General features: G+C 42.8%; 22 protein-coding genes. 17 read left to right on the top strand and 5 right to left on the bottom strand.

Annotated features, from left to right (window positions below):
• Nucleotides 1-221: 221 nt before the first annotated feature.
• The 11 genes from rpsL (at nucleotide 222) to pepC (ending at nucleotide 12,731) form a co-directional block, all read left to right on the top strand.
• Nucleotides 222-635 carry a 30S ribosomal protein S12 gene (gene rpsL, locus HT721_RS02840; RefSeq protein ID WP_001142332.1) on the top strand — a complete coding sequence of 138 codons (414 nt, stop codon included), beginning with the start codon at nucleotides 222-224 and terminating at the stop codon, nucleotides 633-635.
• A gap of 19 nt (nucleotides 636-654) precedes the next feature.
• Complete coding sequence (rpsG, locus tag HT721_RS02835; protein WP_000087873.1) at nucleotides 655-1,125, top strand: 30S ribosomal protein S7; 471 nt, start codon at nucleotides 655-657, stop codon at nucleotides 1,123-1,125.
• Nucleotides 1,126-1,403: 278 nt separating this feature from the next.
• Entirely contained in the window at nucleotides 1,404-3,485 is a 2,082-nt protein-coding gene (fusA, locus tag HT721_RS02830; protein WP_000090350.1) for an elongation factor G, read from the top strand.
• Nucleotides 3,486-3,588: 103 nt separating this feature from the next.
• Nucleotides 3,589-7,980: a PolC-type DNA polymerase III gene (locus tag HT721_RS02825; RefSeq protein WP_173213349.1), complete on the top strand. Its 4,392-nt coding sequence runs from the start codon at nucleotides 3,589-3,591 to the stop codon at nucleotides 7,978-7,980.
• A 102-nt stretch (nucleotides 7,981-8,082) separates the two neighbouring features.
• Nucleotides 8,083-8,346: a type II toxin-antitoxin system RelB/DinJ family antitoxin gene (locus HT721_RS02820; protein WP_049551202.1), complete on the top strand. Its 264-nt coding sequence runs from the start codon at nucleotides 8,083-8,085 to the stop codon at nucleotides 8,344-8,346.
• The gene (locus tag HT721_RS02815) at nucleotides 8,339-8,617 is read left to right on the top strand and encodes a type II toxin-antitoxin system mRNA interferase toxin, RelE/StbE family (RefSeq protein ID WP_173213351.1); all 279 of its coding nucleotides are present in this window, start codon (nucleotides 8,339-8,341) and stop codon (nucleotides 8,615-8,617) included. The genes HT721_RS02820 and HT721_RS02815 overlap by 8 nt, the downstream gene beginning before the upstream one ends.
• Before the next feature lie 20 nt (nucleotides 8,618-8,637).
• Entirely contained in the window at nucleotides 8,638-8,790 is a 153-nt protein-coding gene (locus HT721_RS02810; protein ID WP_173213353.1) for a hypothetical protein, read from the top strand.
• Between the two features lie 21 nt (nucleotides 8,791-8,811).
• Nucleotides 8,812-10,053 carry an aminopeptidase gene (locus HT721_RS02805; RefSeq protein WP_173213355.1) on the top strand — a complete coding sequence of 414 codons (1,242 nt, stop codon included), beginning with the start codon at nucleotides 8,812-8,814 and terminating at the stop codon, nucleotides 10,051-10,053.
• A 9-nt stretch (nucleotides 10,054-10,062) separates the two neighbouring features.
• A complete protein-coding gene (locus tag HT721_RS02800; RefSeq protein WP_000901572.1) occupies nucleotides 10,063-10,293 on the top strand; it encodes a GlsB/YeaQ/YmgE family stress response membrane protein in 231 nt (76 codons plus the stop codon).
• Between the two features lie 270 nt (nucleotides 10,294-10,563).
• Nucleotides 10,564-11,286, top strand: a complete 723-nt coding sequence (locus HT721_RS02795) for a pseudouridine synthase (RefSeq protein ID WP_049512108.1) — start codon at nucleotides 10,564-10,566, stop codon at nucleotides 11,284-11,286.
• Nucleotides 11,287-11,396: 110 nt separating this feature from the next.
• Nucleotides 11,397-12,731 carry an aminopeptidase C gene (gene pepC, locus HT721_RS02790; protein WP_173228860.1) on the top strand — a complete coding sequence of 445 codons (1,335 nt, stop codon included), beginning with the start codon at nucleotides 11,397-11,399 and terminating at the stop codon, nucleotides 12,729-12,731.
• Between the two features lie 55 nt (nucleotides 12,732-12,786).
• On the opposite strand, the gene HT721_RS02785 is transcribed toward pepC, so the two are convergent.
• From HT721_RS02785 to HT721_RS02765, 5 genes are all read right to left on the bottom strand, one after another.
• A complete protein-coding gene (locus HT721_RS02785; RefSeq protein WP_061642936.1) occupies nucleotides 12,787-13,698 on the bottom strand; it encodes a PTS system mannose/fructose/sorbose family transporter subunit IID in 912 nt (303 codons plus the stop codon).
• 23 nt (nucleotides 13,699-13,721) lie between these two features.
• Entirely contained in the window at nucleotides 13,722-14,525 is an 804-nt protein-coding gene (locus tag HT721_RS02780; RefSeq protein WP_050222833.1) for a PTS mannose/fructose/sorbose transporter subunit IIC, read from the bottom strand.
• A 27-nt stretch (nucleotides 14,526-14,552) separates the two neighbouring features.
• On the bottom strand, nucleotides 14,553-15,542 hold the full coding sequence (locus HT721_RS02775; protein ID WP_172930959.1) for a PTS sugar transporter subunit IIB: 990 nt from the start codon (nucleotides 15,540-15,542) through the stop codon (nucleotides 14,553-14,555).
• A 234-nt stretch (nucleotides 15,543-15,776) separates the two neighbouring features.
• Nucleotides 15,777-16,796, bottom strand: a complete 1,020-nt coding sequence (adhP, locus tag HT721_RS02770; RefSeq protein WP_000649181.1) for an alcohol dehydrogenase AdhP — start codon at nucleotides 16,794-16,796, stop codon at nucleotides 15,777-15,779.
• Between the two features lie 224 nt (nucleotides 16,797-17,020).
• Entirely contained in the window at nucleotides 17,021-17,833 is an 813-nt protein-coding gene (locus HT721_RS02765; protein WP_173213357.1) for a Cof-type HAD-IIB family hydrolase, read from the bottom strand.
• 189 nt (nucleotides 17,834-18,022) lie between these two features.
• Here HT721_RS02765 and HT721_RS02760 point away from each other — a divergent pair, with 189 nt between their 5' ends.
• From HT721_RS02760 to folK, 6 genes are all read left to right on the top strand, one after another.
• Entirely contained in the window at nucleotides 18,023-19,441 is a 1,419-nt protein-coding gene (locus tag HT721_RS02760; protein WP_173213360.1) for an NCS2 family permease, read from the top strand.
• A gap of 57 nt (nucleotides 19,442-19,498) precedes the next feature.
• A complete protein-coding gene (locus HT721_RS02755; protein WP_049512095.1) occupies nucleotides 19,499-20,206 on the top strand; it encodes a CPBP family intramembrane glutamic endopeptidase in 708 nt (235 codons plus the stop codon).
• A gap of 92 nt (nucleotides 20,207-20,298) precedes the next feature.
• The gene (gene folP, locus HT721_RS02750; protein ID WP_049512093.1) at nucleotides 20,299-21,273 is read left to right on the top strand and encodes a dihydropteroate synthase; all 975 of its coding nucleotides are present in this window, start codon (nucleotides 20,299-20,301) and stop codon (nucleotides 21,271-21,273) included.
• 1 nt (nucleotide 21,274) lies between these two features.
• Entirely contained in the window at nucleotides 21,275-22,597 is a 1,323-nt protein-coding gene (locus tag HT721_RS02745; RefSeq protein ID WP_173213362.1) for a folylpolyglutamate synthase/dihydrofolate synthase family protein, read from the top strand.
• Nucleotides 22,578-23,132: a GTP cyclohydrolase I FolE gene (folE, locus tag HT721_RS02740; protein WP_054378438.1), complete on the top strand. Its 555-nt coding sequence runs from the start codon at nucleotides 22,578-22,580 to the stop codon at nucleotides 23,130-23,132. The genes HT721_RS02745 and folE overlap by 20 nt, the downstream gene beginning before the upstream one ends.
• 41 nt (nucleotides 23,133-23,173) lie before the next feature.
• On the top strand, nucleotides 23,174-23,986 hold the full coding sequence (folK, locus tag HT721_RS02735) for a 2-amino-4-hydroxy-6-hydroxymethyldihydropteridine diphosphokinase (protein ID WP_173213364.1): 813 nt from the start codon (nucleotides 23,174-23,176) through the stop codon (nucleotides 23,984-23,986).
• Nucleotides 23,987-24,045: the final 59 nt, after the last annotated feature.

Here is a 24,045-nt window from a genome sequence, read left to right as displayed (position 1 = left end):
GTTACTTTGAGAAGTTAGCCCCCAGCTAAAAATAACAATAAAAAAGAAAAATATCTTGACAACCAAGGGAAAATTTTGTTACAATAATAGACAGTACTTTTTACTTTTGGTCTCTCAAGAGTGTACAGGGACGTGCTGACAAATGTTGCAAAAGTACACACAGATGATAGCTGTCACCAAGTGTATCATCACCAAAAATAAAAAAACACAGGAGAATGTAGATGCCTACAATTAACCAATTGGTTCGCAAACCGCGTAAATCAAAAGTAGAAAAATCTAAATCACCAGCTTTGAACGTTGGTTACAACAGTCATAAAAAAGTTCAAACAAACGTTTCTTCACCACAAAAACGTGGTGTTGCAACTCGTGTTGGAACAATGACACCTAAAAAACCTAACTCAGCCCTTCGTAAATTCGCTCGTGTACGTTTGAGCAACCTTATCGAAGTTACTGCCTACATCCCAGGTATCGGACACAACTTGCAAGAGCACAGCGTGGTGCTTCTTCGTGGTGGACGTGTAAAAGACCTTCCAGGGGTACGTTACCATATCGTCCGTGGTGCACTTGATACTGCAGGTGTTAACGATCGTAAACAAGGCCGTTCTAAATACGGTACTAAACGTCCAAAAGCATAAGGAAAGGGGATAAAGAGAAATGAGTCGTAAAAATAGAGCTCCAAAACGTGACGTATTGCCAGATCCGCTTTACAATTCACAACTAGTTACTCGTCTTATCAACCGCGTTATGCTTGACGGTAAACGTGGTACAGCTGCTTCAATCGTTTACGGTGCTTTTGAGCAAATCAAAGAAGCTACTGGCAACGATGCACTTGAAGTATTTGAAACAGCTATGGAAAACATCATGCCTGTACTTGAAGTACGTGCACGTCGTGTTGGTGGTTCTAACTACCAAGTCCCAGTTGAAGTTCGTCCAGAACGTCGTACAACACTTGGACTTCGTTGGTTGGTAACAATCGCTCGTCTTCGTGGTGAACACACAATGCAAGACCGTCTTGCAAAAGAAATCTTGGATGCTGCTAACAACACTGGTGCAGCTGTTAAGAAACGTGAAGACACTCACCGTATGGCTGAAGCTAACCGTGCATTCGCACACTTCCGTTGGTAAGATTAAGATACTAAGGGCGTTAAAAAAGCGACTGAAAATTAGGAAGCTTGACGAAGAATCGAAGATTCTAGGAGAGCTTATCTATTTTCCGAGCTTTTAGCCCGGGTTCAAATTAGCTAAATCGATTAGTATTAGCTATAACTCAACTTACCAGCTCGTAAGTTGAAACCAACAATAGCATGAAAACATTGAGAACGGGTAGGTCCTGCCTATCCGTTTTTATTAAAATCGTGTTATAATAGAATAGAAATCAAAAATAAATAGGAGAAACAAACCTCATGGCACGCGAATTTTCACTTGAAAAAACTCGTAATATCGGTATCATGGCTCACGTCGATGCTGGTAAAACAACTACAACTGAGCGTATCCTTTACTACACTGGTAAAATCCACAAAATCGGTGAAACTCACGAAGGTGCGTCACAAATGGACTGGATGGAGCAAGAGCAAGAGCGTGGTATCACTATCACATCTGCTGCGACAACAGCTCAATGGAACAACCACCGCGTAAACATCATCGACACACCAGGACACGTGGACTTCACAATCGAAGTACAACGTTCTCTTCGTGTATTGGATGGTGCGGTTACCGTTCTTGACTCACAATCAGGTGTTGAGCCTCAAACTGAAACAGTTTGGCGTCAAGCAACTGAGTATGGAGTTCCACGTATCGTATTTGCCAACAAAATGGACAAAATCGGTGCTGACTTCCTTTACTCTGTAAGCACACTTCACGATCGTCTTCAAGCAAATGCACACCCAATCCAATTGCCAATCGGTTCTGAAGATGACTTCCGTGGTATCATCGACTTGATTAAGATGAAAGCTGAAATCTATACGAACGACCTTGGTACAGATATCCTTGAAGAAGACATCCCAGCTGAATACCTTGACCAAGCTCAAGAATACCGTGAAAAATTGATTGAAGCAGTTGCTGAAACTGACGAAGAATTGATGATGAAATACCTCGAAGGTGAAGAAATCACTAACGAAGAATTGAAAGCTGGTATCCGTAAAGCGACTATCAACGTTGAATTCTTCCCAGTATTGTGTGGTTCTGCCTTCAAGAACAAAGGTGTTCAATTAATGCTTGATGCGGTTATCGACTACCTTCCAAGCCCACTTGATATCCCAGCGATCAAAGGTGTTAACCCAGATACAGACGAAGAAGAAACTCGTCCAGCATCTGACGAAGAGCCATTTGCAGCTCTTGCCTTCAAGATCATGACTGACCCATTCGTAGGTCGTTTGACATTCTTCCGTGTTTACTCAGGTGTGCTTCAATCAGGTTCTTACGTATTGAACACTTCTAAAGGTAAACGTGAACGTATCGGACGTATCCTTCAAATGCACGCTAACAGCCGTCAAGAAATTGACACTGTTTACTCAGGTGATATCGCTGCTGCCGTTGGTTTGAAAGATACTACAACTGGTGACTCATTGACAGATGAAAAAGCTAAAATCATTCTTGAGTCAATCAACGTTCCAGAACCAGTTATCCAATTGATGGTTGAGCCAAAATCTAAAGCTGACCAAGACAAAATGGGTATCGCCCTTCAAAAATTGGCTGAAGAAGATCCAACATTCCGCGTTGAAACAAACGTTGAAACTGGTGAAACAGTTATCTCTGGTATGGGTGAGCTTCACCTTGACGTCCTTGTTGACCGTATGCGTCGTGAGTTCAAAGTTGAAGCGAACGTAGGTGCTCCTCAAGTATCTTACCGTGAAACATTCCGCGCTTCTACTCAAGCTCGTGGATTCTTCAAACGTCAGTCTGGTGGTAAAGGTCAATTTGGTGATGTATGGATTGAATTTACTCCAAACGAAGAAGGTAAAGGATTCGAATTCGAAAACGCAATCGTCGGTGGTGTGGTTCCTCGTGAATTTATCCCAGCGGTTGAAAAAGGTTTGGTAGAATCTATGGCTAACGGTGTTCTTGCAGGTTACCCAATGGTTGACGTTAAAGCTAAGCTTTACGATGGTTCATACCACGATGTCGACTCATCTGAAACTGCCTTCAAGATCGCGGCTTCACTTGCCCTTAAAGAAGCTGCTAAATCAGCACAACCAGCTATCCTTGAGCCAATGATGCTTGTAACAATCACTGTTCCAGAAGAAAACCTTGGTGATGTTATGGGTCACGTAACTGCTCGTCGTGGACGTGTAGATGGTATGGAAGCACATGGTAACAGCCAAATCGTTCGTGCTTACGTTCCACTTGCTGAAATGTTCGGTTACGCAACAGTTCTTCGTTCTGCATCTCAAGGACGTGGTACATTCATGATGGTATTTGACCACTACGAAGATGTACCTAAGTCAGTACAAGAAGAAATCATTAAGAAAAACAAAGGTGAAGACTAATCTGTCCTCACTCTAGAAGGAAGTCACTTAGTGGCTTCCTTTTGTCTTTAGAAAACACCTCTAAATATGGTAAAATAGTAGGAGAATAATGTGAGGAAAATAAATGTCAAACAGTTTTGAAATTTTGATGAATCAACTGGGGATGCCTGCTGAAATGAGGCAGGATCCTGCTTTATCACAGGCCGATATTGAGCGAGTTGTGGTTCATAAAATTAGTAAGGTATGGGAGTTTCATTTCGTATTTTCTAATATTTTACCGATTGAAATCTTTTTAGAATTAAAAAAAGGGCTGAGTGAGGAATTTTCTAAGACAGGCAATAAAGCTGTTTTTGAAATCAAGACTCGGTCTCAAGAATTTTCAAATCAGCTCTTGCAGTCCTACTATAGGGAGGCTTTCTCTGAGGGACCATGTGCTAGTCAAGGTTTTAAGTCTCTTTATCAAAATTTGCAAGTTCGTGCGGAGGGGGACCAACTCTTTATTGAAGGATCTGAGGCGATTGATAAGGAACACTTTAAGAAAAATCATCTTCCTAATTTAGCCGAACAACTTGAAAAATTTGGTTTTCCAACTTTTAACTGTCAAGTAGAGAAAAATGATGTGCTGACCCAAGAGCAGGAAGAGGCTTTTCATGCTGAAAATGAGCAGATTGTTCAAGCCGCCAATGAGGAAGCGCTCCGTGCTATGGAGCAACTGGAACAGATGGCACCTCCTCCAGCGGAAGAGAAACCAGCCTTTGATTTTCAGGCCAAAAAGGCTGCGGTTAAGCCAAAGCTAGATAAGGCAGAGATTACTCCTATGATTGAAGTGACGACGGAGGAAAATCGTCTGGTCTTTGAAGGGGTTGTGTTTGATGTGGAGCAAAAAGTGACCAGAACAGGGCGTGTTTTGATCAACTTTAAAATGACGGACTACACTTCAAGTTTTTCGATGCAAAAGTGGGTTAAGAACGAGGAAGAGGCCCAGAAGTTTGATCTAATTAAGAAAAATTCTTGGCTCCGAGTGCGTGGGAATGTGGAGATGAATAACTTCACACGCGATTTGACGATGAACGTGCAGGATGTGCAGGAAGTTGTTCACTATGAGCGGAAGGATTTGATGTCAGAAGGTGAGCGTCGGGTTGAGTTTCACGCTCATACTAACATGTCGACTATGGATGCTTTGCCAGAGGTAGAAGAAATCGTTGCGACAGCTGCTAAGTGGGGACACAAGGCGGTTGCCATCACGGATCATGGAAATGTTCAGTCCTTCCCACACGGCTATAAGGCGGCCAAAAAAGCGGGAATCCAGTTGATTTATGGAATGGAAGCCAATATCGTGGAGGATCGTGTCCCTATCGTCTATAACGAAGTGGAGATGGACTTGTCGGAAGCGACCTATGTGGTCTTTGACGTAGAAACGACGGGGCTTTCAGCTATCTATAATGACTTGATTCAGGTTGCGGCCTCTAAGATGTACAAGGGGAATGTCATTGCTGAATTTGATGAATTTATTAATCCTGGTCATCCCTTGTCAGCCTTTACTACTGAGTTGACTGGAATTACAGATGACCATGTCAAAAATGCTAAGCCACTGGAACAAGTTTTGCAAGAATTCCAAGAATTCTGCAAGGATACAGTCTTAGTTGCCCATAATGCTACCTTTGACGTTGGCTTTATGAATGCCAATTATGAGCGTCATGGTTTGCCTAAGATTAGTCAACCAGTGATTGATACGCTGGAGTTTGCTAGAAACCTCTATCCTGAGTACAAACGTCATGGTTTGGGGCCTTTGACCAAGCGTTTTGGTGTGGCTTTGGAACATCACCACATGGCCAACTACGATGCGGAAGCGACTGGTCGTCTGCTCTTCATCTTTATCAAAGAGGTGGCAGAAAAACATGGTGTGACTAATCTAGCTAGACTCAACATTGATTTGATTAGTCCAGATTCTTATAAAAAAGCTCGGATTAAACATGCGACCATTTATGTCAAGAATCAAGTAGGGCTAAAAAATATCTTTAAGCTGGTTTCCTTGTCTAATACCAAGTACTTTGAAGGGGTGCCACGAATTCCGAGAACGGTTTTAGATGCCCATCGAGAGGGCTTGATTTTAGGATCAGCCTGTGCAGAAGGTGAAGTTTTTGATGCAGTTGTTTCCCAAGGTGTGGATGCGGCAGTTGAGGTGGCCAAGTATTATGACTTTATCGAGATCATGCCACCAGCTATCTATGCGCCCTTGATTGCTAAGGAGCAGGTCAAGGATATGGAGGAACTCCAGACCATTATCAAGAGTTTGATAGAAGTTGGAGACCGTCTTGGTAAGCCCGTTCTAGCTACGGGAAATGTCCATTATATCGAACCGGAAGAAGAGATTTACCGTGAAATTATCGTCCGTAGCTTGGGACAGGGGGCTATGATTAACCGAACTATCGGGCATGGAGAACATGCCCAACCAGCACCACTTCCAAAGGCTCATTTTAGAACGACAAATGAAATGTTGGATGAATTTGCCTTCTTGGGAGAGGAATTAGCTCGGAAATTGGTTATTGAAAATCCCAATGCCTTGGCAGAAATCTTTGAACCCGTTGAGGTTGTTAAGGGTGACTTGTACACGCCTTTCATCGACAAGGCTGAAGAAACAGTCGCTGAATTGACCTACAAGAAAGCTTTTGAGATTTATGGAAATCCGTTGCCAGATATTGTCGATTTGCGGATTGAAAAAGAACTAACCTCTATTCTGGGGAATGGATTTGCTGTGATTTATCTGGCATCGCAGATGCTGGTGCAACGTTCCAATGAACGGGGTTACTTGGTTGGTTCTCGTGGGTCTGTCGGATCTAGTTTCGTTGCGACCATGATTGGGATTACGGAGGTCAATCCTCTATCTCCTCACTATGTCTGTGGTCAGTGTCAGTACAGTGAGTTTATCACAGACGGTTCTTATGGTTCAGGATTTGATATGCCCAATAAGGACTGTCCAAACTGTGGTTATAAACTCAGTAAAAACGGACAGGATATTCCTTTCGAGACCTTCCTTGGTTTTGATGGAGACAAGGTTCCCGATATTGACTTGAACTTCTCGGGAGAAGACCAGCCTAGCGCCCATTTGGATGTGCGTGATATCTTTGGTGAGGAATATGCCTTCCGTGCAGGAACGGTTGGTACGGTGGCTGCCAAGACCGCTTATGGTTTTGTCAAGGGTTACGAGCGAGATTATGGCAAGTTTTATCGTGATGCAGAGGTTGAACGCCTCGCTCAAGGTGCAGCTGGTGTCAAGCGGACAACGGGACAACACCCGGGGGGAATTGTTGTTATTCCTAACTACATGGATGTCTACGATTTTACGCCTGTCCAGTATCCAGCAGATGACGTGACGGCTGAATGGCAGACCACTCACTTTAACTTCCATGATATTGATGAGAACGTCCTCAAACTCGATGTACTGGGACATGATGATCCGACTATGATTCGGAAACTTCAGGACTTGTCTGGGATTGACCCTAATGAAATTCCTATGGATGACGAAGGCGTGATGGCACTCTTTTCTGGGACGGATGTGTTAGGGGTAACACCTGAGCAAATCGGAACGCCTACGGGCATGCTGGGGATTCCAGAGTTTGGAACCAACTTTGTCCGAGGGATGGTCGATGAAACCCATCCGACGACCTTTGCAGAATTGCTTCAGCTCTCAGGTCTATCCCACGGTACCGACGTTTGGCTGGGCAATGCTCAGGATTTGATTAAGCAAGGGATTGCGGATCTATCGACTGTTATCGGTTGTCGGGACGACATCATGGTTTACCTCATGCATGCGGGTCTGGAACCTAAGATGGCCTTTACCATTATGGAACGGGTACGTAAGGGCTTGTGGCTCAAGATTTCCGAAGAGGAACGCAATGGCTATATCGAAGCCATGAAGGCTAATAAGGTGCCAGAGTGGTATATCGAGTCCTGTGGGAAAATCAAGTATATGTTCCCTAAGGCCCATGCGGCAGCCTACGTTATGATGGCCTTGCGTGTAGCTTACTTCAAGGTTCACCATCCTATTTATTACTACTGTGCTTACTTCTCAATCCGTGCGAAAGCCTTTGATATCAAGACTATGGGGGCGGGCTTGGATGCCATCAAACGCAGAATGGAAGAAATCTCTGAAAAACGGAAGAACAATGAAGCCTCTAATGTGGAGATTGATCTTTATACAACTCTTGAGATTGTCAATGAGATGTGGGAGCGTGGTTTCAAGTTTGGCAAACTCGATCTCTACCGTAGTCAGGCAACAGAGTTCCTCATCGATGGGGATACCCTCATTCCGCCATTTGTAGCAATGGATGGTCTGGGAGAAAACGTTGCCAAGCAGCTGGTGCGAGCGCGTGAAGAGGGAGAATTCCTCTCTAAAACAGAATTGCGCAAACGTGGTGGACTCTCATCAACCTTGGTTGAAAAGATGGATGAAATAGGTATTCTGGGAAATATGCCAGAGGATAATCAGTTGAGTTTGTTTGATGAGTTGTTTTAAAAAAATTGTTTAATCATCTATCCAAAGAGGCTAATGTATATCCAATAGATTTACATTAGCCTTCTTTTTTGTTAAAATAGTCTATAGAAAGAGGGTGAGAGTATGTCAAAGACGAGTATGAGCATCCGTCTGGATAGTGAGGTTAAGGAGCAAGCCCAACAGGTGTTTAGTAATCTGGGAATGGATATGACAACGGCTATTAATATTTTCCTTCGTCAGGCTATTCAATATCAGGGATTACCTTTTGATGTTAGACTAGATGAAAATCGGAAGTTGCTCCAAGTGTTAACGGATTTAGACCAAAATCGTAATATGAGCCAGTCTTTTGAATCAGTCTCAGACTTGATGGAGGACTTGCGTGCTTAAGATTCGTTACCATAAACAGTTTAAAAAAGATTTTAAGTTGGCTATGAAGCGTGGTTTGAAAGCAGAATTACTGGAAGAAGTTTTGAATTTTCTGGTTCAAGAAAAAGAACTTCCTGCCAAATATCGTGATCATCAATTGACGGCATCCAAGTATTTTCAAGGAGTTCGTGAATGTCATATCCAGCCAGATTGGCTTTTGGTTTATAAAGTAGACAAGGATGAATTGATTTTAAATTTGCTTAGGACAGGCAGTCATAGTGATTTGTTTTAATCTATTTTAAGGAGGTTCTCATGAAACTAAGAATTTTTGCGGAAGACAAGCCGGCTGAGAAGGTATTTGAATATCAATTAGAACTTGCTGATCAGACAATTCTTCTATCAACAGGACTCTTGTCTGGTGCTATTGCTTTAGCAGGATTATTCTCTGCTTTGAAAGAAAAATAAAAATAGAAAAGAGAAAATAACATGGTTTTACCAAATTTTAAAGAAAATCTAGAAAAATATGCGAAATTATTGGTTGCGAATGGAATCAATGTGCAACCTGGTCACACTTTGGCTCTCTCTATCGATGTGGAGCAACGTGAGTTGGCTCACTTAATCGTCAAAGAAGCTTATGCCTTGGGTGCGCATGAGGTCATCGTTCAGTGGACAGATGATGTCATTAACCGTGAGAAATTCCTACATGCTCCGATGGAGCGTCTGAATAATGTGCCAGAATACAAGATTGCTGAGATGAACTATCTCTTGGAAAATAAGGCTAGCCGTCTTGGGGTTCGTTCATCTGATCCAGGTGCCTTGAACGGAGTGGATGCTGACAAGCTATCAGCTTCTGCCAAAGCTATGGGACTTGCCATGAAGCCAATGCGTATCGCAACTCAATCCAACAAGGTTAGCTGGACGGTAGCAGCCGCTGCTGGACTTGAGTGGGCTAAGAAAGTCTTTCCAAATGCTGCGAGCGACGAAGAAGCAGTCGATCTTCTTTGGGACCAAATCTTCAAAACTTGCCGTGTCTATGAAGAAAATCCTGTTAAGGCTTGGGAAGAGCATGCAGCTATCCTCAAGAGCAAGGCAGATATGCTTAATAAAGAACAATTTTCAGCCCTTCACTACACAGCGCCAGGGACAGATTTAACACTTGGTTTGCCGAAGAACCACGTTTGGGAATCAGCTGGTGCTATCAATGCACAGGGCGAAGGATTCTTGCCAAATATGCCGACAGAGGAAGTCTTCACAGCGCCTGACTTCCGTCGCGCAGATGGTTATGTCACTTCTACAAAACCGCTTAGCTATAACGGAAATATTATTGAAGGTATTAAGGTAACCTTTAAGGATGGACAAATCGTTGACATCACTGCTGAGAAGGGCGATCAAGTCATGAAAGACCTTGTCTTTGAAAATGCGGGTGCGCGTGCCTTGGGTGAATGTGCCTTGGTACCAGATCCAAGCCCAATTTCTCAGTCAGGCATTACCTTCTTTAACACCCTTTTCGATGAAAATGCGTCAAATCACTTGGCTATCGGTGCAGCCTATGCAACTAGCGTAGTTGGTGGAGCGGAGATGAGCGAAGAGGAGCTTGAAGCTGCGGGGCTTAACTGTTCAGATGTTCACGTAGACTTTATGATTGGTTCTAACCAAATGGATATCGATGGTATCCGTGAAGATGGGACACGTGTACCACTCTTCCGTAACGGAGATTGGGCAAATTAAGGAGATAATATGTTAGGAAGTATGTTCGTTGGTCTCCTAGTGGGATTTTTAGCAGGTACTCTGACCAATCGTGGAGAGCGAATGGGATGTTTTGGAAAAATGTTTCTAGGCTGGATTGGTGCCTTTATAGGCCACTTGCTTTTTGGGACTTGGGGACCGATAATAGCAGGAACTGCCATTATTCCGGCAGTACTAGGTTCCATGATTGTCTTAGCGATTTTCTGGAGACGAGGAAGTTAATTTCTTAAATCTGATACTCAATTAAAATCAAAGAGCAAACTAGGAAACTAGCCGCAGGCTACTCAAAGCACTGCTTTGCGGTTGTAGATAGAACTGACGAAGTCAGCTCAAAACACCGTTTTGAGGTAGTAGATAAGACTGACGAAGTCAGTTACATATATATACGGCAAGACGACGTTGACGCGGTTTGAAGAGATTTTTGAAGAGTATGAAACGAAAAGGAGGTTGGTCATTGTACCAGCCTCCTTTTGAGTATGATATAATAGTTCTATGAGATTAGATAAATTTTTAGTTGCCTGCGCTGTGGGGAGTCGGACTGAGGTCAAAAACTTACTCAAGGCTGGGCGCGTGACGGTAAATGGTAAAAAAGAGAAATCAGCGAAACTGCAGATTGATGAAAAAAGAGATGAGATTCGCTTTGCTGGGCAAGTATTGGAGTATGAAGAGTTTGTCTACTACATGATGAACAAGCCCAAAGGAGTTATCTCAGCGACTGAGGATCCTAAGCACAGAACCGTTCTGGACTTGCTGGATGATATTGCTCGGAGCAAGGAAGTTTTCCCAGTAGGACGCTTAGATATTGACACGCATGGTCTTTTGCTCTTGACCAATGATGGTCAGCTGGCTCATGCTCTTCTTTCACCTAAGCGTCATGTGGATAAGACCTATCTGGCTCAGGTCAAGGGAATTATGACCCAAGAAGATGTGGAGACATTTGCCAAGGGAATTCCTCTTAAAAACTTTACCTGTCAGCCTGCTAAACTGGAGCTTGTGTCCATAGATGCAGAAAAGAATCAGAGCCAAATCCGTGTGACCATTGCAGAAGGGAAGTTTCATCAGGTCAAGCGTATGGTGGTCTACTGTGGCAAGGAAGTAGTAGACCTGCAACGTTTGACTATGGGAACGTTGGTATTGGATGAGAACTTAGAAAGAGGGGAATGGCGTCGCTTGACCGAGGAGGAATTAGAAGCTCTCCTTGCGAATATTGCTTAATTTGATTTATATTTGAAAAGGTGAGGAAGAATATCCTTGCCTTTTATGTTTTTCAGTTGCTTCCTTTGTGAAAAGAGTTATAATAGACTGTAGAATAAAAGGAGGAATCTATGAACGCGATTCAAGAATCATTTACTGATAAACTATTTGCCAATTATGAAGCAAATGTAAAATACCAAGCGATTGAAAATGCTGCCAGCCACAACGGAATTTTTGCAGCCTTAGAACGTCGTCAGAGCCATGTAGATAATACACCTGTTTTCTCATTGGATTTGACCAAGGACAAGGTAACCAACCAGAAAGCGTCTGGTCGTTGCTGGATGTTTGCGGCTCTCAACACTTTCCGCCACAAGCTCATCTCACAATACAAACTAGAAAATTTTGAGTTGTCACAGGCCCACACCTTCTTCTGGGACAAGTATGAGAAATCAAACTGGTTCTTGGAGCAAGTCATTGCGACTGCAGACCAAGAATTGACGAGCCGTAAGGTTAAATTCTTACTTCAAACTCCTCAACAAGATGGCGGTCAATGGGATATGGTGGTGTCTCTCTTTGAGAAATATGGTGTTGTTCCCAAGTCAGTTTACCCTGAGTCTGTTTCATCTAGTAGCAGTCGTGAGCTAAATGCCATTCTCAACAAATTGCTTCGTCAAGATGCTCAAATTTTGCGTGACTTGCTTGCTTCTGGCGCAGACCAAGCGACTGTTCAAGATAAGAAAGAAGACCTCTTGCAAGAAATCTTTAATTTTCTTGCTATGTCTTTAGGACTTCCACCACGTAAATTTGACTTTGCCTATCGTGATAAGGATAACAACTACCAAAGTGAAAAGGGCATCACACCACAAGAATTTTACAAGAAATATGTCAATCTTCCTTTAGAAGACTACGTTTCTGTTATCAATGCTCCAACTGCTGATAAACCTTACGGAAAATCTTACACAGTTGAGATGTTGGGGAATGTGGTTGGTAGCCGTGCAGTTCGCTACATCAACGTTCCAATGGAGCGCTTGAAAGAATTGGCGATTGCCCAAATGCAAGCAGGTGAGACTGTTTGGTTTGGTTCTGATGTCGGCCAGCTCAGCAACCGCAAAGCTGGAATTCTTGCGACAGATGTTTATGACTTTGAATCAAGCATGGACATTAAACTCACTCAAGACAAGGCTGGACGTTTGGACTACAGCGAAAGTTTAATGACCCACGCTATGGTCTTGACAGGTGTGGATTTGGATGAAAATGGGAAGTCAACCAAGTGGAAGGTTGAAAACTCTTGGGGAGATAAGGTAGGTACAGATGGTTACTTCGTTGCCTCAGACGCTTGGATGGACGAATACACTTACCAAATCGTTGTCCGTAAGGAATTGCTGACAGCAGAAGAACAAGCTGTCTATGAAGCAGAACCAATCGTACTTGCACCATGGGATCCAATGGGAGCCTTGGCTGAATAAAAACATAGAAAAAAGGAATCAGATTTTAGAACCTGGTTCCTTTTAAGTTGCTTGATTACATGATGTGAAGAACATGTGCCACAATACCCACTGCGAAGAGGGCAAGGATAATAGTGATTGGAGATACTTTTTTCTTAAGCAAGTACATGCAAAGTAAAGTAAGGAGTAGTCCTGATAGTCCAGGAATCAACATATCCAAGTTTTGTTGGAAAGTAGTAACTTTTTCAGGTGTTTGAGATAATCCTTGTCCTACTTGTGCGAATGCTTCTTGGATACCTTTAGACCCTTCTGGCAATTTATCCCAATGGATATAAGCCTTTTCATCTAGTTGAACTTTAGAAACATCGAAAGCAAATTTAATATTTACCCAGCGTTGAACAAGGACAGCAAGAATGAACATCCCAAGGATAGAAGCACCTTTAGTGATGTCTTGAAGGATGCCGCCAGACATATCTTTAGTGATTTCTGATCCAGCCTTGTATCCAATCTCTTGAACATACCACAAGAATGACATACGAATCAAGTTCCATGCAACAAAGAAGAGGAGTGGGCCCAAGATATTGCCAGTAAGGGCAAGTGAAGCACCGAGAGATCCAAGGATTGGGCGTACTGTAAACCAGAATACTGGGTCACCGATACCAGCAAGAGGTCCCATCATACCGATTTTAACCCCTTGGATAGCAGCGTCATCGATTTCCACACCGTTAGCACGTTCTTCTTCAAGCGCAAGAGTAACCCCCATGATTGGAGCAGCTACGTATGGATGAGTGTTGAAGAACTCAAGGTGACGCTCAAGAGCAGCGATTTGATCTTCTTTTTTAGTATAGAGTTTTTTGATAGCTGGAATGAGTGTATAAGCCCAGCCCAAGTTTTGCATCCGTTCAAAGTTCCAAGACCCTTGTAAGAAGGTTGAACGCCACCAAACTTTTTTACGATCTGATTTAGTTAATTGAAGTTTTTCAGTCATGATGTTTTCAGTCCTTTCTTATCTTAGTAGTCTTCGAGGATATCGCCGATTGGGTCGTTAGAAGTTGCGGCACCACCACCACCATTTCCACCAGTTTTAGAAAGGTGAAGGTAGATAAGCGCGATAGCAACACCGATAGCACCGAATCCGATTAGAGTAATGTCTGATACGGCAGCAAGAACGAAACCAAGAGCGAAGAATGGCCATACTTCACGAGTTGCCATCATGTTGATAACCATGGCGTAACCAACGGCAACGACCATACCACCACCAATAGCCATACCATCTTTGAGCCAGTCTGGCATAGCACTAAGGATACTTTGTACAGTTTCAGTTGGTACCATAAGGAGAAGAGCTGCAGGAAGCGCAATACGAAGTCCTTGGAAAAGTAGCGCAATAAAATGCGCACGCTCCACAGCGCCGAAGTCACCTTTTTTAGCGGCAGCATCAGCAGTGTGAACCAATCCAACTGAAATTGTACGTACAATCATAGTTAAGAATAGACCAGCAACGGCAAGAGGGATGGCAACCGCTTGGGCAACACCGATACCTGTCTTGGTAAAGTCACCACCAAGAACCATGATAATGGCAGCAGCGACAGAAGCAAGTGCAGCATCAGGAGCGATAGCAGCACCGATATTTGACCAACCAAGGGCAATCATTTGAAGCGATCCACCGAGGATAATCCCTGCTTCCAAGTGACCTGTTACAAGCCCAATAAGGGTACAGGCTACAAGTGGTTGGTGAAATTGGAATTGGTCGAGGACACCTTCAAGACCTGCAAGGAAGGCTACAACGACTACTAAAACCATAGAAATAATAGACATCTTTAAAATCCTTTCATAAATAATGGCTTATTTGACATTGGCTTTGTTAATCAAGTCAAACAAATCTTTTTTAGAATCATTTGGTACTTTACGTACGTCAAATTCAACACCGAGGTCACGCATTTTTTCAAATGTAGCAACGTCTTCTTTGTCCATAGACAAAACAGTATTGACCAATGTTTTACCTGTTGAGTGAGCCATAGAACCAACGTTAAGAGTTTTGATTGGCACGCCGCCTTCGATGGCACGAAGAGCATCTTGAGGTGTTTCAAACAAGATAAGGGCATGTGTTTCTCCAAAACGTGGGTCTTTTGAAACCTCAATCAGTTTTTGAATTGGAACCACGTTAGCCTTGACATTACCTGGAGCTGCTTGTTTAATCAATTCTTTACGAAGGTCGTCTTTAGCCACGTTATCTGAAGCCACGATGATACGGTCTGCTTTTGAATCTGGAGTCCAAGCAGTTGCAACCTGACCGTGAAGTAGACGTGTGTCAAGACGGGCAAGATTGATTTTCAATTTACCGTCTCCAATGACCGTTCCTTCTGGGATAGCAGCTTGGGCAACTGGAGCAGCTGCAGCGCTTGCTACTTCCTCAACTGGGTTTAGCTCTTCTGGAAGAGCCTTGATGCCATCTTTGGCTTCTTTAATAATATTCGCAGCGACTTTTTCTACACCTGCAGCAGCGTCCATGAGGCGCTCTGTATAGGCTTGAATCAACATCGGTAAGTTCAGTCCTGTGATGATGGCAAACTTACGCTCAGGATTTTCTCCCATCACGCGACTAGCTTGGTTAAATGGAGATCCACTCCAAAGGTCAGCCAAAACTAGAACCTCATCTTCTGCGTCAAATGCAGCAACAGCGTTATTAAACTTAGCGTATAGATCATCAGGGCCTTCATTTGGCATAAAGGTTACAACTTGAACCTTTTCTTGTTCACCAAAGATCATAGATCCTGACTGATGAATACCCGCAGCAAACTCGCCGTGGCTCGCAATAATGATTCCGATACTCATTATTGTCATTCCTCCTTTTTTGTTTTAGTTTTCGTTTAAGAAAACTTTAAGACTTTTTAAGTATAAACCGTTTTCATCTAAAAATCAACTATTTATCATAAAATAATTAAAAAGATTACATCTGAAAATGTTGATATATTGAGTTTTGGAGAAGTTTTTTTGAATCCATATTTAAAAATTTAATATAAAAAAGTTGGAAGAAGCTTCCAACTTTTAAAATAAGTTTCTATGAAATTAGTGGGTGAAGTCGAGTACCATACGTCCTTGGATTTGACCTTTTTCCATTTCGTCGAAAATGGCAACAGCATCTTCTATTGGACGTTTTTGAACAACTGGAACTACTAAACCTTCTGCACCGAATTGGAAGGCTTCTTCCAAGTCTTTACGAGTTCCTACAAGAGAACCGATGACTTGGATTCCATCGAGGACTGTTTTAACGATGCTGAGTTCCATCATTTCAGAAGGAAGACCGACAGCGACGACGCGACCACCGGCACGAACGGAGTCAACAGCCTGATTGAAGGCAACTTTAGATACAGCAGTTACGACAGCTGAATGAGCTCCTCCATCAGTTTTTTCCTTGATGAGTCCTGGTACATCATCAACTTCGAGGCCGTTAATAACAATGTCAGCGCCTACTTCTTTTGCAAGGGCAAGTTTGTCATTGTTGATATCAACTGCGATAACATGAGCATTGAATACTTTTTTAGCGTATTGAACAGCTAGGTTACCAAGTCCACCAGCACCGTAAAGAACAACCCATTGACCTGGTTCAACTTTTGCTTCTTTTATAGCTTTATAGGTTGTTACCCCAGCACATGTGATAGAAGAAGCTTGGGCTGGATCAAGTCCGTCAGGAACTTTGACAGCATAGTCAGCAGTTACGATACATTGTTCAGCCATACCACCATCTACTGAGTAGCCAGCATTTTTCACTGTACGGCAAAGAGTTTCACGGCCAGTTGTACAGTATTCGCAAGTACCACATCCTTCAAAGAACCAAGCAACGCTGACGCGGTCGCCGACTTTAAGGCTTTTTACATCTGGGGCAATTTCTTTAACGATACCAACACCTTCGTGACCTAGGACACGTCCTGGTACCTGACCGAAGTCGCCATGGGCAACGTGGAGGTCAGTGTGGCAAACACCACAGTATTCAATTTCTACAAGTGCTTCCCCAGTTTCAAGTGGACGGAGTACTTTTTCTTCAACAGCAACACCAGTGCTTTCTGGATTTACAACAACAGCTTTCATAGCTATCCTCCTTGATATTGGCCGAGAACAGGGACAACAGGACTGGATTGATTTTATGTCAACAGAGTCAAGTGTGACGAGCTCTCTTGTACTTATATGTGAATTATATCACAAAAGAAAGCCTTTTCCAAGGTTTTGGGGGTAAAAAATAGAACAATCGATTAACTGGTTGATGAGACTGTGAAAAGAGCACAAAGACCAGCTAGCAAGCTGGTCAGAATGGACTATAAGAATAAGTCTTGTAGGGTTTTGGCAACACCGTCTTGGTCATTGGTCAGAGAAATTTGCTCATCTGCATAGGGGAGTAGCTCTGGGTTGGCATTTTTCATGGCATAGCCCTTTCCAGCAAAAGCGAGCATTTCGGTATCATTGTGTTCATCTCCAAAGGCAATCAAATCTTTTTTGTCGCGGTTCATTACCTTGAGCAAGTAGTCTAAGGCGAAGGCCTTGTTGACACCTTTTGGGATACATTCAAGGATATTGAGCGGACCTCCCCAGGTATTGATAGACAGTTGATGCTGGTAGAAGGCGTTCATTTCTTTTGCCAGAGCATATTTGTCACTGGCTCTAGTCTGTAACAGAATACAGTTAGGATCCTTGGTTACTAACTCAGGCTGAAATTGATTTTCAGGCTGGAAAGCTTCTACACCAAATAGTTTGGGATTGGCAATTTCTTCATTGGGATTTGTAATGTAGAATTTTTTACGGTATTCTCCAGCGATAAAATCGGCTTGAATGTCCTCTGAACGTTGAACCATATCTAGCAGATATTTTTTGTCTACAGTTAAACACTTTTCAAAATCCCAAACTTGGTCTGGTAAATGAGTGAGGGAGCCGTTGAAATTAATCATAGGAGTGTTTAAGCCTAGTTCACGGTAGAAATCTTTTGACATGCGGTAAGGGCGACCTGTCGTAATAATAACCTGATGGCCTTTTTCAGTAACTTTTTTAATGGTTTCTTTGGTAAAGTCAGAAATCTGACTGTCTGAGTTGAGCAGGGTTCCATCCAGGTCTAGTGCAATAATTTTTTTCGTCATATGAACCTTTCTAGTGTCTTTCCAGATAAGATGTCTTCTATTATAACAAAAAGCAGACAGAAAAGCAGATTCCAAACAAAAAATGAAATTCCATCAAATTCTTAAATAAATTAAACAAAGATATTGAAAAAGTGAATGATAAATGATATAATTCTATTATTGTTCGTAAAAATTAAAAGGAGATTGATAATGGACAAATTATTTAAACTAAAAGAGAACGGTACAGACGTTCGTACAGAGGTTCTCGCTGGTTTAACAACTTTCTTTGCAATGAGCTATATTCTCTTTGTAAACCCACAAATTCTTTCGCAAACAGGAATGCCTGCTCAGGGTGTCTTCCTCGCAACGATTATCGGTGCAGTTGCTGGTACCCTGATGATGGCTTTTTATGCTAACTTGCCATACGCTCAAGCGCCAGGTATGGGACTCAATGCCTTCTTTACCTTTACAGTTGTATTTGGACTTGGTTATTCTTGGCAAGAAGCCCTAGCTATGGTCTTCATCTGTGGGATTATTTCATTGATTATTACCTTGACAAATGTTCGTAAAATGATCATTGAATCGATTCCCAATGCTCTTCGCTCAGCTATTTCAGCTGGTATCGGTGTCTTCCTTGCCTATGTAGGGATTAAGAATGCTGGACTTTTGAAATTCACGATTGATCCAGGAAACTATATTGTTGTAGGAGAAGGGGCTGACAAAGCTCAAGCAACGATTGCAGCAAACTCTTCAGCAGTTCCAGGATTGGTTAGCTTTAATAATCCAGCTGTTTTGGTGGCTCTTGCAGGACTTGCTATCACAATTTTCTTTGTTATCAAAGGAATTAAAGGGGGAATTATCCTCTCTATCTTGACAACAACTGTTCTTGCTATCGCAGTTGGTTTGGTAGATTTGTCTAGTATTGATTTTGCTAATAACCATGTTGGTGCAGCTTTTGAAGATTTGAAGACAATCTTTGGTGCAGCTCTTGGTTCAGAAGGTTTGGGAGCTTTGATTTCAGATACAGCTCGCTTGCCTGAAACTCTGATGGCCATTCTTGCCTTCTCATTGACAGATATTTTTGATACAATTGGTACCTTGATCGGTACAGGTGAAAAAGTTGGTATCGTAGCGACAAATGGTGAAAATCACCAATCAGCTAAGTTGGACAAGGCTCTTTACTCTGACTTGATTGGTACTTCAATTGGTGCCATCGCTGGTACTTCGAACGTAACGACTTATATTGAGTCTGCTGCTGGTATCGGTGCAGGTGGACGTACTGGTTTGACAGCCTTGGTTGTAGCAATCTGTTTTGCGATCTCAAGCTTCTTTAGCCCACTTCTAGCGATTGTACCAACAGCCGCTACAGCTCCAATCTTGATTATCGTTGGGATTATGATGCTGGCTAGCTTGAAAAATATCCATTGGGACGATATGTCTGAAGCGGTTCCTGCTTTCTTCACATCTATCTTTATGGGATTCAGCTACTCTATCACCCAAGGAATTGCAGTTGGTTTCTTGACTTACACTTTGACTAAGCTTGTCAAAGGTCAAGCTAAAGATGTTCATGTCATGATTTGGATTTTGGATGCCTTGTTTATCCTTAACTATATCAGCATGGCCCTATAATAGAATGACCCAGGGGGATTTCCCCCTTTTTTTAATACAAAGTCTAGGAGATGAATGATGGAAGAGAAAAGTATGTGGAAAGAATTGTTGAATCGTGCAGTCTGGATTTTGGTCTTTTTACTTGCCGTAATTTTATATCAGATTCCTTTAGCGGTTACTGCTATTTTAACTTTAAATGCAGTACCACTGTTACAGTCAGGACTGATAGTTGCTGGTATTTCGATTGTAGTGTTGGCACTATTTATTATCGGAGCTCGTAAAACGCAATTAGCTAGTTTTAATTTTTCTTTTCTAAGAGCTAAGGATTTGGCACGCTTGGGCTTGAGTTATTTAGTCATTATCTGTTCAAATATACTTGGTTCTATCTTGTTGCAACTGTCAAATGAGACGACAACAGCTAACCAGTCTCAGATTAACGATATGGTTCAGAATAGTTCTCTGATTTCCAGTTTCTTCTTATTGGCCTTGCTTGCTCCAATTTGTGAGGAAATCTTGTGCCGTGGGATTGTTCCTAAAAAGATTTTCCGAGGAAAAGAGAACTTGGGATTTGTAGTCGGTACGGTTGTGTTTGCTTTATTGCATCAACCAAGTAATTTACCTTCTTTATTGATTTATGGAGGTATGTCGACAGTTCTATCTTGGACAGCCTACAAAACCCAACGTTTGGAAATGTCGATCTTACTTCACATGATTGTGAATGGGGTTGCTTTCTGTTTGTTGGCTCTTGTGGTGATCATGAGTCGGATTTTAGGAATTTCTGTTTAAGGTTTTTACAATTGCTTACTTGTTTCTACTGGGAAAAAGATGAATGCAATCGTGTCCATCTTTTTCTTTTTATGGTAAAATAGAGAAATAATATGATGAAAAGCCTTGAGGGAGTGACCGATATGTCAAGTAAAGCCAATCATGCAAAGACAGCTATTTGCGGAATTATCAATGTAACCCCAGATTCTTTTTCGGATGGTGGTCAATTTTTTGCTCTTGAGCAAGCGCTCCAGCAGGCTCGGAAGTTGATAGCAGAAGGAGCGAGTATGCTAGATATTGGCGGAGAATCGACTCGGCCGGGAAGTAGCTATGTTGAGATAGAAGAGGAAATCCAGCGTGTTGTTCCAGTGATTAAAGCGATTCGCAAGGAAAGTGATGTCCTTATCTCCATTGATACTTGGAAAAGTCAGGTGGCAGAGGCTGCTTTGGCTGCTGGTGCCAATCTAGTTAATGATATCACTGGTCTCATGGGTGATGAAAAAATGGCCCATGTGGTAGCTAAAGCGAGAGCGAAAGTGGTTATCATGTTTAATCCAGTCATGGCACGACCTCAGCATCCTAGCTCGCTCATCTTTCCTCATTTTGGCTTTGGTCAAGCTTTTACAGAGGAAGAGTTAGCTGACTTTGAAACATTGCCAATCGAAGACTTGATGGAGGCTTTCTTTGACAGAGCCTTATCGAGAGCGGACGAAGCTGGTATTGCACCAGAAAATATCCTGTTGGATCCGGGAATCGGCTTTGGTCTGACCAAGAAAGAAAATCTACTTCTTTTACGGGACCTGGATAAACTACATCAGAAAGGCTATCCAATCTTTCTCGGAGTTTCGCGCAAGCGATTTGTCATCAATATCCTAGAGGAGAATGGTTTTGAAGTCAATCCTGAGACAGAGCTTGGTTTCCGCAATCGGGACACGGCTTCGGCTCATGTAACCAGTATCGCTGCAAGGCAGGGTGTAGAAGTGGTGCGCGTGCATGACGTAGCTAGTCATAGGATGGCAGTTGAAATTGCCTTCGCTATTCGTCTGGCTGATGAAGCGGAAAATTTAGATTTAAAACAATATAAATAAGATGAAAGAATTTGAAAATAATCAGTGGATTGCTAACTATCGGACGGATCAACCGCATTTTGGCTTGGAACGAATGGTGGAACTGTTAGCTTTGCGCGGCAATCCCCATCTCAAACTCAAGGTCATCCATATCGGAGGGACCAATGGCAAGGGTTCGACCATTGCTTTTTTGAAAAAAATGCTAGAAAAGCTAGGCCTGAGAGTTGGAGTGTTTAGCTCGCCCTATCTCATTCATTACACAGATCAGATTAGCATCAATGGGGAATCCATTCCAGTGTCTAGACTAGAAGCTCTCATGGCAGACTATCAGTCGTTGCTTGAAGGAGAAGTGGCTGCCAATTTGCAGGAGACAACCGAATTTGAGATTATCACAGCCATAGCCTATGACTACTTTGCTTCAGAGCAAGTAGATGTGGCCATCATGGAAGTCGGCATGGGTGGACTTTTAGATAGTACCAATGTCTGTCAGCCTATTTTGACAGGAATTACGACTATTGGATTGGACCATGTAGCCCTACTTGGTGACACCCTGGAAGCCATAGCAGAGCAGAAAGCTGGTATTATCAAACAAGGTATTCCTTTGGTGACAGGTCGTATCGCTCCAGAAGCTTTGGCTGTGATTGACCGCATTGCGGAAGGGAAAGATGCTCCGCGACTTGCCTACGGGGCAAATTATCAGGTTCGTCATAAAGAAAGTGTGGTGACAGGTCAAGTCTTTGACTATACAAGTGTTGTCAGACAAGGTCGCTTCCAGACTGGCCTGCTTGGTTTGCACCAGATAGAGAATGCTGGGATGGCCATAGCTTTACTTGATACTTTTTGTCAAGAAGATGGTCGAGAGCTACCAGCTAATATCTTGATTGCTCAAGCTCTGGAAGAAACAAGATGGCCGGGGCGTCTGGAGGTCGTGTCAAGGAACCCCTTGATGATCTTGGACGGGGCCCACAATCCCCATGCTATCAAGGCTTTATTAGCAACCTTGCAAGAACGCTTTGCGGATTATCGTAAGGAAATCCTCTTTACTTGCATCAAAACCAAGGCCTTAGAGGATATGTTGGACTTGCTGGGGGCCATGCCAGATACCGAGCTTACCCTGACACATTTTGACGACAGTCGGGCGACTGATGAAAGCGTGCTGAAAGAGGCAGCTAAGTCTAGAAATCTCAGCTACCTAGATTGGCAGGATTTTCTAGAGCAGAAATTGACAGATAAAAAAGAAGAGAAACAAACAGTTAGGATTGTCACTGGTTCCTTGTATTTCTTGAGCCAAGTGAGAGCCTATCTGATGGAGAGGAAAAACGAAAATGGATACACAAAAGATTGAAACTGCTGTAAAAATGATTATCGAGGCTGTAGGAGAGGACGTTAATCGCGAGGGCTTGCAGGAAACACCTGCTCGTGTCGCTCGTATGTACCAAGAGATTTTTTCAGGTCTTGGTCAAACAGCGGAGGAACATTTGTCAAAATCTTTTGAGATTATTGACGATAATATGGTGGTAGAAAAGGATATCTTTTTCCATACCATGTGTGAACACCACTTTCTGCCATTTTATGGGAAAGCGCATATTGCCTACATTCCAGATGGTCGTGTGGCAGGTTTGTCTAAGCTAGCCCGTACAGTTGAAGTTTATTCGAAAAAACCACAAATTCAAGAACGATTGAATATCGAAGTAGCCGATGCCTTGATGGACTATCTAGGCGCTAAAGGAGCCTTTGTTGTTATTGAGGCGGAACATATGTGTATGAGCATGCGTGGTGTCAGAAAACCAGGAACTGCAACCTTGACGACAGTAGCTCGTGGTCTATTTGAAACAGATAAGGACCTCCGCGACCAAGCTTATCGTTTAATGGGACTGTAAAAGAATCCGCTTGAAGCGGATTTTTCTAGAAAGGAATCATTATGGATCAACTGCAGATTAAGGATTTGGAAATTTTTGCCTATCATGGTCTTTTTCCTAGTGAGAAAGAATTGGGGCAGAAGTTTGTTATTTCCGCAATCCTATCCTATGATATGACCAAGGCGGCTACAGACTTGGATTTAACGGCCTCTGTCCATTACGGAGAACTGTGTCAGCAGTGGACGACTTGGTTTCAGGAAACAACTGAGGACTTGATTGAAACGGTAGCCTACAAACTGGTAGAACGTACCTTTGAGGCCTATCCTCTTGTCCAAGAAATAAAGCTGGAACTGAAAAAGCCTTGGGCGCCAGTGCATTTGCCACTAGAAACTTGCTCAGTGACCATTCATCGTCGCAAGCAACGGGCCTTTATCGCCCTAGGAAGCAATATGGGGGACAAGCAAGCAAACTTGAAACAAGCCATTGACAAACTGCTAGCTCGTGGCATCCATATTCTCAAAGAGTCCAGTGTCTTAGCGACGGAGCCTTGGGGTGGTGTGGAGCAAGATAGCTTTGCTAATCAAGTGGTTGAGGTTGAAACCTGGTTGCCAGCCCCAGTTCTATTAGAGACCTTGTTAGCCATTGAGTCAGAGATGGGACGGGTGAGAGAAGTACATTGGGGGCCTCGTTTGATTGATTTGGACTTGCTCTTTGTAGAGGATCAGATTCTTTATACAGACGACCTCATCTTGCCACATCCTTACATAGCGGAACGCCTTTTTGTCCTTGAGTCCTTACAGGAAATTGCGCCTCATTTTATCCATCCTACATTAAAGCAACCGATCCGCAACTTGTATAATGCTTTGAAAAAATAGAAAAACTCTAGTTTTCAGTCACTTGCAACTGAAGGCTAGAGTTTTTATACTCTTCGAAA

Origin of the sequence: Streptococcus sp. 4094 (assembly GCF_013277125.1) — a bacterium.
Lineage (GTDB): Bacteria > Bacillota > Bacilli > Lactobacillales > Streptococcaceae > Streptococcus.
The sequence above is the reverse complement of the archived record's forward strand: the minus strand, read 5'-3'. Positions and strand labels throughout refer to the sequence as shown.